The following is a 14,907-nucleotide window of genomic DNA, read 5'->3' on the forward strand; positions in this document are numbered from 1 at the left end:
CGGAGAGATCGCGCGAACACGGAGGGTTGCGTGCGATTCCGCCGGGTACAACGGTAAAGGAAACCGCAAGGGAAGGGAAAGCGAGCGGCGGTTTCGGGTTCCCGTCCGGCTCCGGTACGCATGCGGTACGTGCCGATCGGGTGTCGAGTCCGAGTGTCGAGTCCTCGACTGTTCGGTGGAGATCCGGCCAGGGACGCCAGGAAGTGGCTTCGGCGTCCCCGTCAGTGGATCATCCTCCGTGTGTCGTCTCCAGGCCGTCGCGGACGGCCCTCACGACGTCACGGTGTCAGGCGAGCGCGGGCTCGCGGTCGGTCGCGCTGGCGGCGACGTCGGTGACGGCCATGCTGAGCTGGTCGTTCTTCGCCTGAAGACGGCTGATCTCGTCCTCGAGGTCGCGTACCCGCTTCTGAAGCCGTCGCATCTCCGAGACCATACGAGGGTCGGAGCCGCCGACGTGGCCAAACAGAGCCTTCGCCATGATGTGGGTCCTCCACACTGAGTGACCAGTTGGGATGCGCGCATACGTGTCCCCGTGTGTACTCTTCGACCCGGGTTACTCAGGGCCGACGCCACGGTCGGAAGTTGCGCGGTGTGCCTTCCAGAGTCTCACTCCGCGCGCCGCTGGTCAAGATTGGATTACAACAGTCCGTAACGACCACACCCCGGGCCGAAACCACCCGGGCACGTGGCACCGCACGGTCAGAACGTGATCCACCCCCCGGCGGTGACGCCGGTAGCGCGGCCCTCGAACGGCTCGCGCGGTGATCCCCGTGGCTCCCGGCGCCCGTCTGTCGCCCGGTCGCGCCGCCCCACGGTCAATGTTCCTACCGCGTTACCGTTCCAGCATACTCACCGCTCGACGAAACCGTCGAAGGAACCCCCGGGCGGAGCCCAGCGTTCGACCACGGAGTCCACTCTTCCGGGGGTTTCGCCGCTTCTCAGGTGTCCCAGCAGCCTCTCACAGCTCTCCCGTGACCCCTCCGCGACGACCTCCACCCGGCCGTCGTCCAGGTTGGTGGCGGCACCGGTGAGCCCGAGTTCCAGCCCCCGAGCCCGCGTCCACCAGCGGAAACCCACGCCCTGGACCCGCCCCCGCACCCAGGCGGTCAGTCGGATCGGCTCTCCCTCTTGCCCCACGGCCCCGAACTCTCCCTTACCTCACGGAGACACTTTGCTCACCGACACGCCACGTGAGACCACAGACGTATCAAAAAAGGGACGAAATATTACGTTCCGCTCCCCCGGACGGCGACGAACGCGGCTCAGGAGCGGGCGGCGCGCGGCGCACGCTGACAGCTCGGGCAGCTGAACGAGGAGCGGTTCATGAAGGCCTCACGCACGATCAGGGTGCCGCAGCGGCCGCACGGCCGGTCCCGCCGCCCGTAGGCGTTGAGCCCCCGCTCGAAGTACCCGCTCTCACCGTTGACGTTCACGTACAGCCCGTCGAACGTGGTGCCGCCGACCGCCAGGGCCTCGGTCATCACGTCGGTGACGTGTCCGAGCAGTTCCAGGGCCTGGGCGTTGGAGAGCCCCCGCGTGGAACGGGCCCAGTGCAGCCGGGCCCGCCACAGCGCCTCGTCGGCGTAGATGTTGCCCACACCGCTGATCAGTGACTGGTCCAGCAGTGCCCGCTTCACCTCCGTCCGCTTGGCCCGCAGCGCCCTGACGAACGCCTCGGGGACGAACGCGGCGTCCAGCGGATCCAGGGCGATGTGGTCCACCGACGACGGCACCTCGGCGCGCTCGCCCTCACGGTCCAGCAGCAGGTGCCCGAAGGTGCGCTGGTCGACGAAGCGCAGTTCGTTCCCGTCGTCCAGCGGAATCCGCACCCGCAGGTGCCGCTCGTCCGGCTTGCCCTGCGGCTGCACCAGCATCTGCCCGCTCATGCCCAGGTGGGCCAGGAGCATGTCGCCGCTGTCCAGCACCAGCCACATGTACTTTCCGCGACGGCGCACCGCCGTGGGGGTCTGCCCGCCGAGCCGCGCCGCGAAGTCGGCGGGGCCGGGCACGTGACGGCGGACCGAGCGCGTGTGCAGCACCTCGACGGCGCCGATCCGGCGCCCCACGGCGTGCTCGGCCAGACCGCGCCGGACCACCTCGACCTCGGGGAGTTCGGGCACGCCTCAGCCCCGCCCGCTACCGCTGGAGCCGTCCCTGGCCTGCTCGGCGGCGCGGTCCGCGCGGGCCCGGATGGCCTTCCACGCGGACTCCGCGGCCTGCTGCTCGGCCTCCTTCTTGCTGCGTCCCTCGCCCAGGCCGTAGCTCTCGCCCGCGACCCGCACGGTGGCGCGGAAGGTCTTCTGGTGGTCGGGGCCGCTCTCGTCCACGTGGTACTCGGGCACACCCAGCATCTCGGCGGCGGTGAGCTCCTGGAGCGAGGTCTTCCAGTCCAGCCCGGCGCCCAGCCCGGAGGCGGTGGCGATCAGCGGGTCGAAGAGGCGGTGCACGAACTCCGAGGCGGTGTCCAGGCCGCGGTCCAGGTAGACCGCGCCGATGATGGCCTCCAGGGTGTCCGCGAGGATCGACGACTTGTCGCGCCCCCCGGTGCCCTCCTCGCCCCGGCCCAGCCGGATGTACTCACCGATGCCCAGACCGCGCGCGACGTCCGCCAGGGCCCGCATGTTGACGACGGCGGCGCGCAGCTTGGCCAGCTGGCCCTCGGGCAGGTCCGGGTGCTTGCGGAAGAGGGTGTCGGTGACCACGAGGCCGAGCACGGAGTCCCCCAGGAACTCCAGGCGCTCGTTGGTGGGCAGACCACCCTTCTCGTACGCGTAGGAGCGGTGGGTCAGGGCCCGGAGCAGGATCTTCGGGTCCACCTCCACCCCGATCGCACGGTGGAACGACCTGGCCTCGGAGACGGAGAGTTGACTTGCCACGCGAGTTCGCTTCCCTGTTGGGCGCGCCGGGCGGCGGCGCGCGGAGGTGGAGGTGTCCCCCGAGCCGTCCAGGACGCTCGAAAACGAGGTGATCGTCGCGGGAGGTCACTCCCCCGGCGGCCACCACGATCTCGGGAGCCCCTGTGGGACCGGGATCACCGGTGTCGGACACCACGGATCATGGTGTTCCCACGGTCCGTCGGTTTCACTCTACAAAGCCCTGGGGACGGTGGCCCCCGGGACGGCCGTTCCCGGACAGCACTTCGGGGCGGATCCCTCAGAGGGTTCCGCCCCGATGATGTCCGGGAGTACGGGATCGGGCAGCTGCCCGAAGCCTGGCACGTCCGGGTTAGGCCGGGTTGGTGACCTGGCGGTTGTTGTAGGTGCCGCAGGTCGGGCACGCGATGTGGGGCTGCTTCGGGTCACGGCAGCGCGGGCAGTTGACCAGCACCGGGCGCGACGCCTTCCACTGGGAACGGCGGGTCCGGGTGTTGCTCCGCGACATCTTCCGCTTCGGGACGGCCACTTCAATCCTCCTGGGTCACCCCCGCGGTCGCGGGAGGTCGCTTATCTGGTCACCCCGCGCGCTGTGGCGGGGAGGGTGTGCTCCGGTCGTCGGCGGTTCCCCGTGGGGGCCGCGCGCGATCGGTTCACTGACTCACTGCTGGTCGGGCTTCTCCGCGATGTCGCGAAGTGCTTCCCAACGCGGGTCGACACCGTCGCCGTGACCGTGGTCCGGCCCGGCGTCGGCGAGCTTGACACCGCACTCGGCGCACAGGCCGGGGCAGTCCGGGCCGCACAGCGGTGAGAGTGGGAGCGCGAGCACGACGGCGTCTCGGATCACTGGTTCGAGGTCGAGCAGATCGCCCTCTAGATAGTAGTCCTCATCATCGCCGTCCGCGTCCTCGTCACTGGGGACGCTCACTTCGTCGTCGCCGGTGTACCGGTACATCTCCTGGAAGCCCGCCTCCAGCTCCTCGGAGAGGGGGTCGAGGCAGCGGGAGCACTCCGCCGTGAGGTGACCGCTGACGGTCCCGGTGACGAGGACGCCCTCCATCACCGCCTCCAGGCGCAGGTCCAGCTCGATCTCCTGGCCCTTGGGCACGCTGGCCATCGCCGTCTCGAACGCGTCGGGGACGGTCACGATTCGGTTGACGGTACGCATCGACCCCGGCTGGCGGCCCAGCTGGCGGGTGTCGACCACGTACGGGTCGCGGGCATCTAGACGAGACAGGGTGATCGCGCTTTCAGGAGAGTTCCGGGTGCCGGGCACACGGCCGCCGACATGGTGCTGATTCGGGCTGTCGCGGTGGTGCTGACCGGCCTGAGCGCACGCCGAGGACCGGCGACGCCCATGGTCGAACCCAGATTCTACCTACCATGTCCCCGACCACCCAAATCAGCCCCCCGAAGCCACCCCCGCGGGGGTCATCCCTGGGCGCGTTCGGCGTACTTCTCCCTGAGGCGCTCCTGGACGTGGGGCGTGACCAGACTGGAGACGTCGCCCCGGTGCTGGGCGATCTCGCGGACCAGGCTGGACGACAGGAACGAGTACTGCGGGTTGGCCGTCATGAAGACGGTCTCCACGCCGGAGAGCCGGTAGTTCATCTGCGCGATCTGGAGTTCGTAGTCGAAGTCACTGACCGAACGGAGGCTGCGCACGATGGTCTCGATGCCGTTGTCGCGGCAGAAGTCGACGAGGAGCCCGTCGAACTCGCTGACCCGGACGTTGTCGAACTCGGCGGTGCCCTCGGTGAGCATGTCGAGCTTCTCGGGGACGGTGAAGAGCCCCCGCTTGTTGACGTTGTTGAGCACGGCGGCGATGACCTCGTCGTACTGCTTGGCGGCTCGCCCGATGATGTCGATGTGTCCGTAGGTGACCGGGTCGAAGGAGCCCGGACAGACGACTCGGCGCACGGTGGATCGCCCCTCTCAGGTACTACTCACGGGTACAGCGATCGTAGGGGCTCACTCCCGTCCCATTTCGGGCAACTCCCACTTAGCGGTCCCCCGTGTCCGCTTTCACACCCGGCGCGGCCACGGTGAGGGCCGACGCCACCGGGTCGTCTGAACCTTCCCCCGCGTGACGCCGGAAAACGTAGCGAACGTGGCGTATGCCCGATATCTACTCGGTGGTGCGGGCGTACCAGAGGATCGCCTCGCCGTACTTGCGGCTGCGGTCCAGCTCGATCCCCCCTGGCCAGGCCGGTTCGGCACCGCGCTTGGACCGCTCCACCACGAGCATCGCGGACGGGGCCAGCCACCCGTGCTCGACCAGGGACGACAGCACGGAGGCGACCTCGTCGTCGGTGACCGCGTAGGGCGGGTCGGCCACCACGAGGTCGTAGGGGGCGCCGAGGTTGCCGCGCGCCAGCACCCGCTCGACCCGGTCGGCGGCGAGTTCCGCCCCGGGGAGCCGCAGTGTGGCGATGTTCTCCCTCACCACCCGGGCCGCCTTGTGGTCGGCCTCCACCAGCAGGGCGTGCGCGGCACCGCGGGAGAGGGCTTCCAGGCCGATCGCCCCGGACCCCGCGTAGAGGTCCATCACCCGGAGCCCGTCGAGGGAGCCGAGGTCGGACTGGACGGAGGAGAACAGCGCCTCGCGGGCCCTGTCACTGGTGGGTCGGGTGGTGCGGCCGTCGGGGGCGGAGATGCGCCGTCCGCCCGCCGCCCCGGCGATGATGCGGGTCATGGCCCCCACGGTAGTGCGCCCCGGGGCACGCCGAGGCGGGCGGAGGCGGAGGCTCCCCCGATATCGAGTCAACACCGGGGCGGGCAGGCACGCCAGTGGTGGCCTCCCCGCCTGTGGACAAACACGTTCCGCAGTCCTGTGGACGACCGGGGACCACCGACCTCCTGTGGAAACCGGACCCGCCCTGGGGACGGCCGGTATCCGCAGCAGAACCGCGCCGGGAGACCCCGCCTGCGCACCGAGCCCGGGGACCGGGGCCCGTCGTCGGTGGACGCGGGCCGCCACTGCTCAGGTCTTGTCCAGGTACTCCGCGCGTTCCTCGGGAAGCAGGGCCGCCAGGGCGTCGGCCAACGGCCGGTGGCCGGTCAGGCCCGGATCCTCGGCCACCAGGCGGGTGGCCTCCTCACGGGCCTCCCCGATCAGCTCCTCGTCCTTGACCAGCGTGAGCATGCGCAGGCTCGAACGCGCCCCGGACTGGGCGTCTCCGAGCACGTCGCCCTCCCGGCGCATCTCCAGGTCGGCGCGGGACAGCTCGAACCCGTCCGTGGTCGAGGCGACGGCGGCCAGCCGCTCACGCGCGGGGCTGCCCTCCTCCGCCTCGGTGACCAGCAGGCACAGCCCGGGCAGCTGGCCACGGCCGACCCGGCCGCGCAGCTGGTGCAGCTGGGAGATCCCGAACCGGTCGGCGTCCATGATCGCCATGACCGTGGCGTTGGGCACGTCCACGCCCACCTCGATGACGGTGGTGGACACGACCACGTCGGTCTGGCCGGAGGTCAGGCGGCGCATCACCGCCTCCTTGTCGTCCGGGGCCATCCGCCCGTGCAGCGCCTCCACCCGCACGTCCGCCAGCGGCCCCTCCCGGAGGCGGGCGAGCACGTCCAGCACCGCCAGCGGGGGCCGGGCGCCCGGGGGCGCGTCCTCGGGCGGGGCCTCGACCTCGTCACCGGTCTCCCCGCCGGGTCCGTCGCCGATCCGGGGGCAGACCACGAAGGCCTGGCGCCCCTGGCCCACCTCCTCGCGGACGCGTTCCCAGGCGCGGGTGAGGAAGTGCGGCTTCTCGTGGGCGGGGACCACGTGGGTGGAGATCGGCGCGCGTCCCCGGGGCAGCTGGGTGAGTGCCACCACGTCCAGGTCGCCGTAGACGGTCATCGCGACGGTCCTCGGGATGGGCGTGGCGGTCATCACCAGCACGTGCGGGCGACCGTCCGTGGCCTTCTCACGCAGGGCGTCGCGCTGCTCCACGCCGAAGCGGTGCTGCTCGTCCACGACCACCAGGCCGAGGTCGGCGAAGGAGACGTGCTCCTGGAGCAGGGCGTGGGTGCCGACGACGATCCCCGCCTGGCCCGAGGCCGCCTCCAGCAGGGCCTCGCGCCGGGCGGCGGTGTTCATGGACCCGGTGAGCAGGGCGACGCGGGTCGCGGTGTCGGCGCCGTCGATCTGCCCGGCCCGGCCGAGCGCCCCGAGCATGGCGCTGATGGAGCGGTGGTGCTGCTGGGCCAGGACCTCGGTGGGGGCCAGCATGACCGCCTGGCCGCCCGAGTCCACCACCCGCAGCATCGCGCGCAGCGCCACCAGGGTCTTGCCCGCGCCGACGTCACCCTGGAGGAGGCAGTGCATGGGATGGGTGGCGTTCAACCGTTCGGCCAGCCGTGCACCGACCTCCTCCTGGCCCTCGGTCAGCGTGAACGGGAGCTGGGCGTCGAAGGCGTCGAGGATCCCGCCGTCGGTGCCGGGCCGGGGCCGGGCGGGCAGCTCCTCGGCCTGCTGGCGCCGCTGGGCGAGGGCCAGCTGGAGCACGAAGGCCTCGTCCCACTTCAGGCGGCGCCGGGCGGTCCCGACCTCGGCCCACTCGGCGGGCCGGTGGATCTGGACGAGCGCCCGGTGGACGCCGAGGAGCCCCTTGCGGTCGCGCAGTTCGGGCGGGAGGGGGTCGGGGATGTCCACGGCGTAGTCGAGGGCGACCCCGACCGACCGGGCGATGGTGGCGGAGTCCAGCCCCTTGACCGCCGGGTAGACGGGGATGAGCTCGTTGGCGTACGCCCGCGCGGCCTCGCCTTCCAGGCCCTCGTCGTCCAGGAGCACGTACTCCGGGTGGTCGAGCTGGCGTCGGCCCTTGAAGGTGGAGACCCGGCCGGAGAACATGGCCAGCCGCCCGGGCACCAGGGTGTTCTGGTGGTGGGACCCCCGGTTGAAGAAGGTCAGGTGCAGACGGCCGGTGCCGTCGGTGACGGTGGCCTCCATCATGTCCATGCGGCGGCGGCCCTGGCGGGCGGGGATGGTGCGCCGCCGGGCGTCCAGGACCTTGGCCTGCACGGTGACGTCCTCGCCCTCGCGCAGGAGCGCGAGGTCGGTGAGTTCGCCCCGGCGGTCGTACCTGCGCGGGTAGTAGCGCAGCAGGTCACCGAGGGTGTGGAGGTCGAGTTTGTCGGCGAGTGCCTTCGCCGTCCTGCCGCCGAGCGGTCCTTTGCGCAGCGGCTCGTCCCAGGTGCTCACTGTGGTTCCCGTCCTGGCCTCGTGGGGTCGCCCGTCACTGTCACCGTAGACCTCCGGTGTGACGACCGGGGTCAAGCCAAGCTTGACGTCCGCCCGTCCCAACCGGGGTATACTCGTCAGAGTTCATCGCGTTTTCGCCATGCCCGCGTGGCTGATCTCGATGCTCCGGTGGGTGTGTGAGGCCTCGGCCGCGCCGTTCCCCGCCGTTGCGCGTACGGACGCCCGCCAGTGGTCTGATTTCACCTTCGGGCATGTCCTTCGTGTACTCTTCCCCGGTTGGCGTCCTCGCCAGCCTGCCCACCCGGCCTCCTCTGGCCGGATGACCTCTCGCGTGCGGCGACGTGCGCGATCCCGAGCACTTGAATGGAGTTACCGTGGCTTCCGTCTGCGACGTCTGCGGCAAGGGACCAGGGTTCGGTAACAGTGTTTCCCACTCGCACCGTCGCACCCGCCGCCGCTGGAACCCCAACATCCAGACCGTTCGCACCCGCGTGGGCGGCACGCCCAAGCGTGTGAACGCGTGCACCTCGTGCATCAAGGCTGGCAAGGTGACCCGCTAGGGTCCCTCCCACCCGTAGTTCTCGAAGGGCCCTCCGACTCCGGTCGGGGGGCCTTCGTGCTGTCCGGAACCGGTGCCCGGGTGAAGCGCGTGGCGCGAGCGGCGATCGGAGCCAGCGGAGCTACAGGTCACACACGTGGCCGTTGAGGGAGCACCGCACGGGGCTCTGGGAGGCACCGATCGCGTCGAAGGTCAGCGTGGCCGACTCCCCAGGCTCCAGGTGTCCCTCGGTCCCGGACTGGCGGGCCAGGATGCCGTCCTCCAACGGCTCCCAGTCCGCGTCGTGGACCTCGGTGACGTCGGCGCTCTCGAAGGCCAGGGCCAGCTCCCACGCGTCGAGCCGGCTCCGCGAGGTGTTGGTGACGGTCACCCGGCCGGTGAAGCCGACCGCCGTCGCCTCCAGCACCCGGTACGAGACGGCCGTGGGGTCCGACCCGGCCTGGGTCTGTGGTCCGGTGCTCCCCTCCCCGGACGAGGCACCGCCCCGGTCCGGGCGCGGGGAGGCGTCCTGGGTGGGGTCGGCCCCCCCGTCCTGCGGGCCGGGGGCCTCCGTCGCACCGGGCGGGCCGCCGAACTGAAGGTAGATCTGTGTGGTGCTGTAGCCGAACAGGAGCAGCCCGAGGATCACCCCGGAGACGACGAGGACGTTGAGCAGCCTCGGCGGTTCGACCCGTTTGGGCACCGTGCTCTCCAGGAGTCCGCCGAACCGCCGCAGCGCCCCGGCGTTCTCCGGTTCGCTGCGGTGGGCTCCACGACGATGGCCGTGCCGCCTAGCCATGCCGCCCCATGTGCCGCCCTCCGACGTCGTTCCGCTCGCCCTGCTCACCCCGGGCCGACGGCCACGCGGACCAGGGTCCTCACCTCGGTGGATCGCCGCGGGTTCGGGCCCCGCGAGGCCGGACCACTGTCCGTAGGCCAACGCTGACCGCGATGGCAAAGCCTAGCGCCCCAGCCAAACAGGACAAATCCAAACGGGCTCAGTCCCGTCGGAAATGATCCCACCCACCGCGCTCGACCACGTTTCCGTCCACCGTGACGGAGGGCCGTCCGCCCTCCTCAGGTGCCTCGCCCACGGTCCCCACGCGGTGCCAGTGCTCCGGGAGCACGACCTCCGGGGGGAAGACCGCCGCGAGCGCGTGGTCCTCGCCGCCGGCCACCATCAGGCGACGGGCGGCTTCCTCAGCCTTCCCCGCAGAAGCCCCGAGTACACGGACGGCTTCGAGGAGTGCGGATTCGGGCCGCAACCCCTCCGACTCCAGGCGGACGCTGACGCCACTGGCCCGGCAGACGTGTCCGAGGTCCTGGACGAGACCGTCGCTCACGTCGAGCATGGCGGTCGCGCCGAGCCGGGACGCCTCGGGACCCGCGAGATAGGGCGGGCTCGGCCTGCGGTGCTCGGACAGGCACGCCGCCGGTCCGTCGACGCCCCGCTCCAGGAGGGCCAGCCCGGCGGCGGACAGGCCGAGGTGACCGGTGTAGGCGACCACGTCCCCGGGGCGGGCACCGTCACGGCGGACCGGGGCGCGCCCCTCCAGGTCGCCCAGGGCGGTGACGGCGATGGTCAGGGTGTCCGATCCCACCGTGTCGCCGCCCACCACCGCTCCCCCGGCCCTGGCGCACTCGTCGCGCACGCCGAGGGTGAACTCCTCGGCCCAGGCCAGGGGGAGTTCCGGGGGCGCGGCGAAGCCGATGAGCAGCCCCGTGGGGCGCGCTCCCATGGCCGCGACGTCGGCGTAGTTCTGCGCCACGGCGCGGTGCCCGACGTCGCGGGCGGTGGACCAGTCCCGCCGGAAGTGGCGGCCCTCGACGAGGAGGTCCGTGGTCGCGACCGTGCGCCCGTCGGGCGCGGCCACGACCGCGGCGTCGTCGCCGGGTCCGAGGATTACGTCGTCCGTCCTGGGGAATTGGCTCGTCACGCGCTTGATCAGAGCGAACTCACCAAGACCCCCAATGGTGCTCAACACACAGATCAGGGTACGGTGACGCTCCGGCGCAGAGGTCTAGACCCCGTGGTCAGGCCCCACGTTCGTGATCCGTTCGTCATCGGCTGTGCCCTCCGGCCGGGGCCACGTCCGCTCGCCACCCCACAGGCCCGGCACGAAGGAGAAGTCAACATGGTGCAGGCATACATCCTGATCCAGACCGAGGTGGGCCAGTCCGCCGAGGTCGCGGAGCGCGTGCGCGGGATCGCGGGGGTCGACCAGGCGAACGACGTCACCGGTCCCTACGATGTGATCGTGCAGGCGCGGGCGGAGGACATGGACGCCCTGGGCTCCCTCGTCGTCGCCCGGATTCAGCGTCTGGACGGCATCGCCCGTACCCTTACCTGTCCCATCGTCAACATCTGAGGTCGACCGAGTCGACGGAGCGAGGTTGCCCGTGCACAAGCGCTACTTCGGAGCGGCCCTCGCCGTCGTCCTGGTGACGGCCGGTTGCGGCGGCCAGACCGTGCAGATGCAGCCCCCCGAGACGGACGGTCAGACCGCGGAGGCGTGTGGCGCGCTGGTCGCGGACCTCCCGGAGACGCTGCTCGGCGCCGACCGCGCGACCGTTCAGCCCGAGTCGGAGATCATGGCCGCCTGGGGCGACCCGCCCATCGGGCTGCGCTGCGGTGTGCCCCGGCCCGCCTCCCTGGAGATGGACTCGATCCTGGAGGAGGTCAACGGTGTGGCGTGGCTTCCCCAGCCCGAGGACGCCCCCACCGTGTACACGGCGGTCGAGCGCGAGGCCTACGTCGAGCTGACGGTTCCGCCCTCCTACGGCGCCCCCGCCCCCGCGCTCAGCGAACTGAGCGACCTGATCTCCGAGCACCTGGAAGAGCGCGCCGACAGCGGTCGGTGACCGCTTCGGGGGGCGCCCACCTCCCGACACACGTGTGGGGCCGCAGGCGGGAAGGTCGCCTGCGGCCCCACGTTCGCGTTCCGGGGGGATGTCTCGGCCCTACTCCGTGTCCTCTTCGGGAGCGGCGCTGGGCTCGTCGGTGGTCTCGGAGTCGGTGTCCTCGTTGTCGGCGTCGGAGCCGGACTCGTCGCTGTCCGCGCCTTCCAGGGACTCGGCGTCCGGGCCGTCCTCCGCGATCTCGGCCTCGATCTCGGCGGCGGTGAACGAAATGGAGCCGGAGCAGGCGGCGCCGGGCTCGGGGACGTCCTGGCCGCGCTCGTAGTACTGGACGTAGCGGGCGAGGTCCTCGTCGTCCGCGCTGTCGGCGGTGATCTGGCGGCCCCAGCTGGAGGCGACGATCGGCGCGTCCATCTCACCCTCGTAGGGGCTGATGACCAGGTAGTCGCCGGGGTTGTAGAAACCCTGGAGCGCCTCGATCTGGTCCTCCGCGATGTCCGGTTCGTAGGTGATCCAGACCGCGCCGTGCTCCAGGGAGTGGACGGCGAACTCCGGCATCAGCGGCTCGGTGTACACCCCGCAGTTCTGCCACCTGTTCCAGTGCTGGCCGCCGACCGGCGGGGACTGCGCGTAGTCCACGCGCTGGCCGTCCGGAACGTGGTTGTACTCGTCGATGGCGTACTCCTGCACGCCGGAGATGTTGCGGGAGCGGAACTCCATGAAGACCGCGGTTCCCAGGAGACCCAGGACCGCCGCGGAGGCTACGCTGATCCCTGCGATCTTGAGGATCTTGGCGCGGCGTTCCTTCTTGCGCTGCTCTTCCCGCAGGGCGGCGGCGCGAGCGCGACGCTCCTCCGCCTTCGTCTTCTTGGCCACTGGTTCTCCTGGGCTGGATGTGGTCGAAAGGGACTTTCCTATCCTCTACTTTGGCATCAGAGTGGTGCGATTTGACCAGGGTGGTTCAGATGGGGCATGTGACCGGGGCGGCGTCCGACGACACCGACCGTGCCGACGAGGAGTCGTACGAGGACGGAACGGCCGAGTCCGACGCGAACCCGGAGGACGAGGGCGACACCTCCGCTCCCTCCTCGCCGGGACGTTCGGTTCCGCTCTGGATGACCGTGACGTTGGTCGCCCTCGCCCTGGTCGGGGGGCTGCTCCTGGGCCGCCCGTCGTACCCGCTGGACACCAGCGCCGACGCCGGTTTCCTGCGTGACATGAGCACCCACCACGCCCAGGCCGTGGACATGGCGCTGCTCGTCATGGACAGGACCGACGACGTCGAGGTGCACACGATCGCCACGGACATGGCGCGGACCCAGCAGGCGCAGATCGGGATGATGCAGGGGTGGCTGAGCTCGTGGGGTCTGACCGCCCGCGCCTCCGAGCCCCCGATGACCTGGATGGCCGCCCACGACCACGGCGGCGGTGAGGGCGTGGTGCCCGAGACCATGCCGGGCTGGGCCACCGAGGAGGAGATGGTCCGGCTCACCGACGCCGAGGGCGAGGAGGCCGAGGTCCTCTTCCTGGAGCTGATGATCGCCCACCACCTCGGCGGGATCGACATGGCCGAGGCCGAGGTGGAGCTCGGCAACGAGGACCTGGTCACGACCTTCGCCCAGGGCATGGTCGACGCGCAGCAGTCCGAGGTGGACAACATGGAGCGGCTGCTGGAGCTGCGCCGGTAACGTCCCGCCGCCGCGCGGGAGCCCTGCCTCGGGAGGACGACGGGCGGGCGAGGAGACACGGTGTCACGGCGCGTCCCCGGAGACGGGGGCGCGCCGTCGTGCTGTCCCGGGGCGTTCCCGTCGTCCGAGGCGTTGGCTGTGCCACCGGGGTCCTCACCGGTCGCGCGGGGACGTTCCCGGCTCCCGCCCGACCGCCCCCTCCCCGACGTGTCCGGTCTCTCAGGGGGGCGCCCCCACATACGACAAGCCGTAGCACTACAGTTCGTAGTACTACCGGCAGTCGGTAATTGAGAGGGCGGGCATGGAAGCACTAGACCTGGCGAGGTGGCAGTTCGGCGTCACCACGATCTACCACTTCCTCTTCGTCCCCCTGACGATCGGGCTGTCGTTCATCGTGGCCGTGCTCCAGACCTTCTGGTACCGCACCGGACGACACGAGTACCTCCAGGCCACCCAGTTCTTCGGCAAGCTGTTCCTGATCAACTTCGCCATGGGCGTGGTCACCGGGATCGTGCAGGAGTTCCAGTTCGGCATGAACTGGAGCGAGTACTCGCGCTTCGTCGGGGACGTCTTCGGGGCGCCCCTCGCGATGGAGGCCCTCCTCGCCTTCTTCCTGGAGTCCACGTTCATCGGGCTGTGGATCTTCGGGTGGCACCGCCTGCCGCGCGGCGTCCACCTGGCCTGCATCTGGGTGGTCGCGGTCGGCACCAACCTGTCGGCGTACTTCATCCTGGCCGCCAACGCCTGGATGCGCCGCCCGGTCGGCTACGAGGTCAACCCGGAGAACGGCCGCGCCGAACTCAACGACATCTGGGCCGTGCTCAGCAACGACCAGGCCTGGTCCACGTACCTGCACACCGTCTCGGCCGCCTTCGTCACCGCCGGACTCTTCGTGGTCGCGGTCAGCGCCTTCAAGCTGTGGCGCAACACCCGGCACGACGACACCGGCGAGGTCGGCGTCACCCCGCCCAAGCGGGACCTCGCGCTCTTCCGCTCCACCCTGAAGGTCGGCCTGGTCTTCACTCTGCTGGCCGGGGCGCTCACGTTCGTCTCGGGCGACCACCAGGCCAAGCTCGCCGCCGAGTACGAACCCATGAAGCTCGCCGCCGCCGAAGCCCTGTGGGAGACGGAGGAGGGCGCGCCCTTCTCCACCTTCGCGGTCGGCGACACCGAAGCCCGGTACAACCCGATCGACGTCGGCGTCCCCAACATCCTGAGCTTCCTGGCCACCGGGCACTTCGACGGCGAGGTGCACGGGATGAACAACCTCCAGGAGGCCTACGAGGAGTACTACGGGCCGGGGGACTACATCCCCAACGTGTTCGTCGTGTACTGGGCCTTCCGCCTGATGATGGGCTTCGGGATCTTCGGGGTGGCCGTGGCCGCCCTGGGGCTGTGGCTCACCCGGGGACGGACGCGCCTGCCGAGGAGCCGGTGGTTCTACTACGCCGCGATCGCCGCGCTGCCCTCCGCCCTGCTCGCCAACATCTTCGGGTGGGTGCTCACCGAGATGGGACGCCAGCCCTGGACCGTCCACGGCGAACTGCTCACCGCGAACAGCGTCTCCCCCGGGGTCAGCCTCGGGACGGTCGCCATGAGCCTGGGCATCTTCACCGCCGTGTACGGGCTGCTGTTCGTCATCGAGGTCGGCCTGCTGTGGAAGTACGTCAAGAAGGGCCCCTCGCACCTCGTCCCGGATCTGGAGAACGACGAGGACGAGTCCCAGATCCCCCACTTCAGCTACTAGGAGCCAACGAC

General features: G+C 70.6%; 17 protein-coding genes. 5 read left to right on the forward strand and 12 right to left on the reverse strand.

Annotated features, from left to right (window positions below; all coding sequences use genetic code 11):
• Positions 1 to 286: 286 nt before the first annotated feature.
• From ACFW3L_RS15860 to recG, 9 genes are all read right to left on the reverse strand, one after another.
• On the reverse strand, positions 287 to 478 hold the full coding sequence (locus tag ACFW3L_RS15860; protein WP_017545948.1) for a hypothetical protein: 192 nt from the start codon (positions 476 to 478) through the stop codon (positions 287 to 289).
• Between the two features lie 371 nt (positions 479 to 849).
• Positions 850 to 1,137 (reverse strand): acylphosphatase, encoded by a 288-nt coding sequence (locus ACFW3L_RS15865; protein ID WP_017545947.1) that lies wholly within the window; start codon positions 1,135 to 1,137, stop codon positions 850 to 852.
• Between the two features lie 125 nt (positions 1,138 to 1,262).
• Positions 1,263 to 2,120: a bifunctional DNA-formamidopyrimidine glycosylase/DNA-(apurinic or apyrimidinic site) lyase gene (gene mutM / locus ACFW3L_RS15870; RefSeq protein WP_378740913.1), complete on the reverse strand. Its 858-nt coding sequence runs from the start codon at positions 2,118 to 2,120 to the stop codon at positions 1,263 to 1,265.
• Between the two features lie 3 nt (positions 2,121 to 2,123).
• Positions 2,124 to 2,876, reverse strand: a complete 753-nt coding sequence (gene rnc, locus ACFW3L_RS15875) for a ribonuclease III (protein WP_378740915.1) — start codon at positions 2,874 to 2,876, stop codon at positions 2,124 to 2,126.
• A gap of 349 nt (positions 2,877 to 3,225) precedes the next feature.
• The gene (gene rpmF / locus ACFW3L_RS15880; protein WP_013151268.1) at positions 3,226 to 3,402 is read right to left on the reverse strand and encodes a 50S ribosomal protein L32; all 177 of its coding nucleotides are present in this window, start codon (positions 3,400 to 3,402) and stop codon (positions 3,226 to 3,228) included.
• Between the two features lie 132 nt (positions 3,403 to 3,534).
• Positions 3,535 to 4,080, reverse strand: a complete 546-nt coding sequence (locus ACFW3L_RS15885; protein ID WP_378740917.1) for a YceD family protein — start codon at positions 4,078 to 4,080, stop codon at positions 3,535 to 3,537.
• A 224-nt stretch (positions 4,081 to 4,304) separates the two neighbouring features.
• Complete coding sequence (gene coaD, locus ACFW3L_RS15890; RefSeq protein WP_378740919.1) at positions 4,305 to 4,793, reverse strand: pantetheine-phosphate adenylyltransferase; 489 nt, start codon at positions 4,791 to 4,793, stop codon at positions 4,305 to 4,307.
• 208 nt (positions 4,794 to 5,001) lie between these two features.
• Positions 5,002 to 5,568 carry a 16S rRNA (guanine(966)-N(2))-methyltransferase RsmD gene (gene rsmD, locus ACFW3L_RS15895; RefSeq protein ID WP_378740921.1) on the reverse strand — a complete coding sequence of 189 codons (567 nt, stop codon included), beginning with the start codon at positions 5,566 to 5,568 and terminating at the stop codon, positions 5,002 to 5,004.
• A 288-nt stretch (positions 5,569 to 5,856) separates the two neighbouring features.
• A complete protein-coding gene (recG, locus tag ACFW3L_RS15900; RefSeq protein ID WP_378740923.1) occupies positions 5,857 to 8,064 on the reverse strand; it encodes an ATP-dependent DNA helicase RecG in 2,208 nt (735 codons plus the stop codon).
• Positions 8,065 to 8,438: 374 nt separating this feature from the next.
• Here recG and rpmB point away from each other — a divergent pair, with 374 nt between their 5' ends.
• On the forward strand, positions 8,439 to 8,624 hold the full coding sequence (gene rpmB / locus ACFW3L_RS15905; protein ID WP_013151263.1) for a 50S ribosomal protein L28: 186 nt from the start codon (positions 8,439 to 8,441) through the stop codon (positions 8,622 to 8,624).
• Between the two features lie 120 nt (positions 8,625 to 8,744).
• On the opposite strand, the gene ACFW3L_RS15910 is transcribed toward rpmB, so the two are convergent.
• Both ACFW3L_RS15910 and ACFW3L_RS15915 read right to left on the reverse strand, forming a co-directional pair.
• Positions 8,745 to 9,401, reverse strand: a complete 657-nt coding sequence (locus ACFW3L_RS15910; protein ID WP_378740925.1) for a cellulose binding domain-containing protein — start codon at positions 9,399 to 9,401, stop codon at positions 8,745 to 8,747.
• Between the two features lie 199 nt (positions 9,402 to 9,600).
• Positions 9,601 to 10,587 (reverse strand): thiamine-phosphate kinase, encoded by a 987-nt coding sequence (locus tag ACFW3L_RS15915; protein WP_378740927.1) that lies wholly within the window; start codon positions 10,585 to 10,587, stop codon positions 9,601 to 9,603.
• Between the two features lie 150 nt (positions 10,588 to 10,737).
• On the opposite strand from ACFW3L_RS15915, the gene ACFW3L_RS15920 reads away from it, so the two are divergent.
• Complete coding sequence (locus ACFW3L_RS15920) at positions 10,738 to 10,971, forward strand: Lrp/AsnC family transcriptional regulator (RefSeq protein ID WP_378740929.1); 234 nt, start codon at positions 10,738 to 10,740, stop codon at positions 10,969 to 10,971.
• A gap of 31 nt (positions 10,972 to 11,002) precedes the next feature.
• Positions 11,003 to 11,464, forward strand: coding sequence for a DUF3515 domain-containing protein (locus ACFW3L_RS15925; protein WP_378741045.1), 462 nt, complete (start codon positions 11,003 to 11,005; stop codon positions 11,462 to 11,464).
• A gap of 99 nt (positions 11,465 to 11,563) precedes the next feature.
• Here ACFW3L_RS15925 and ACFW3L_RS15930 read toward each other — a convergent pair whose 3' ends face one another.
• The gene (locus tag ACFW3L_RS15930; RefSeq protein ID WP_378740931.1) at positions 11,564 to 12,337 is read right to left on the reverse strand and encodes a DUF3105 domain-containing protein; all 774 of its coding nucleotides are present in this window, start codon (positions 12,335 to 12,337) and stop codon (positions 11,564 to 11,566) included.
• Between the two features lie 89 nt (positions 12,338 to 12,426).
• Here ACFW3L_RS15930 and ACFW3L_RS15935 point away from each other — a divergent pair, with 89 nt between their 5' ends.
• A complete protein-coding gene (locus ACFW3L_RS15935) occupies positions 12,427 to 13,149 on the forward strand; it encodes a DUF305 domain-containing protein (protein ID WP_378740933.1) in 723 nt (240 codons plus the stop codon).
• Positions 13,150 to 13,450: 301 nt separating this feature from the next.
• A complete protein-coding gene (locus ACFW3L_RS15940; protein ID WP_378740935.1) occupies positions 13,451 to 14,896 on the forward strand; it encodes a cytochrome ubiquinol oxidase subunit I in 1,446 nt (481 codons plus the stop codon).
• Positions 14,897 to 14,907: the final 11 nt, after the last annotated feature.

The sequence above is a fragment of the Nocardiopsis sp. NPDC058789 genome, from assembly GCF_042745575.1.
Taxonomy (GTDB): Bacteria; Actinomycetota; Actinomycetes; order Streptosporangiales; family Streptosporangiaceae; genus Nocardiopsis; species Nocardiopsis eucommiae.